Source organism: Pantoea sp. Pa-EAmG (assembly GCF_030024295.1).
GTDB lineage: Bacteria > Pseudomonadota > Gammaproteobacteria > Enterobacterales > Enterobacteriaceae > Pantoea > Pantoea dispersa.
Window position 1 is genome coordinate 1 of the sequence record NZ_JASEWO010000347.1, and the last position, 1,396, is coordinate 1,396.

General features: G+C 48.1%; 1 protein-coding gene. It reads left to right on the forward strand.

The genetic code is table 11. From position 1 onward, the window contains the following. Window positions 1–422 precede the first annotated feature (422 nt). Window positions 423–1,396, forward strand: a 974-nt coding sequence (locus QMM04_RS22495; protein WP_282997107.1) for an autoinducer 2 ABC transporter substrate-binding protein, incomplete at its 3' end; no start/stop codon positions are given.

The following is a 1,396-nucleotide window of genomic DNA, read 5'->3' on the forward strand; positions in this document are numbered from 1 at the left end:
ATCTGCCTCTGGTGCGGATGTGTCTACATCGTCTCCGGACACTTGCGCAGGCAGTGCAAAACCTCTTGGCCTGCTCCCGTGACGCTGTTCACAATCCGTGCAATTTAAAATAGATGGCGCTAACTTTTCAGCCATAAATCTCTCTGCGGGACACTGGTATGTAAAAATATTGTTAATTTATTGGTGTTTAATGTTTCATTTTGGCAGCTAAAGCCATCATCAGCCCCGAAAGCTTGCCACCTCGGCTTTGTGGTTAACTATTTATTAACACGAATAATTATATAATTTAACATTAATGGGCTTTGCTCACATTTCCATCACATCTGCGCGAAAACCTATGTACGGGTAAGTTAATCTCTGAGCGTGAATTAAATAGCAACCGCCTGTTCCCTATATCAGAACCTCATCAGAAAGGTACCAAAATGAAATTTAACCTCGCATTAGTCAGCGCATGTGTGGTTTCAGCGTGCATGTTATTCACAACACCCTCATTCGCTGCCAAACCTTACGATATCGCGGTGGTGGCCAAAGTTACCGGTATTCCGTGGTTCACCCGCATGGAAGTCGGCGTAAAAGAAGCCGCGCAGAAACTGGATGTCAACGCCTATCAGGTTGGCGCCTCGACGCCCGATCCGGCGCAGCAGGTCAAGGTGATTGAAGATCTGATTGCCAAAAAAGTTGACGCCATCATTGTGGTGCCAAACGATGCCAAAGTACTGGAGCCGGTACTGAAAAAAGCGCGCGACCAGGGCATCGTGGTATTAACCCATGAATCGCCGGACCAGCAAATTGGTCAGTGGGATGTTGAAACCATCGACAGCCAGAAATATGCGGAAGCCAATATGGACGAGCTGGCAAAAGATATGGGTGGCAAAGGCGGTTATGCCATTTATGTCGGCTCTTTGACCGTGCCATTACATAATGCGTGGGCCAACGCGGCGATCAAATATCAGAAAGAAAAATACCCGGACATGCATGAAGTCACGTCACGCCTGCCGGTGGCTGAAAATATTGATAAGTCATATTCCACCACGCTGGATTTAATGAAAACCTATCCTGATCTGAAAGGGATTATCGGTTTCGGCTCGCTCGGTCCGATCGGTGCCGGTCAGGCGGTTCAGCAGAAGCGCGCGAAAAACAAGATCGCAGTTGTCGGTATCGCTATGCCGGCTCAGGCTGCGCCATATCTGATGCGCGGTGACATCAAAAAAGTCCTGCTGTGGGATCCAAAAGATGCCGGTTACGCTCTGGTTTCGGTTGCCGATCAGCTGCTGCAGGGTAAAGAAGTCACTAAAGACCTGAGCATTGAAGGTCTGGGCAAAGCCGACGTCGATATGGATAAGAAAGTGATTCGCTTTAATAAAATTCTCGAAGTAACGCCAGAGAATGCGAAATC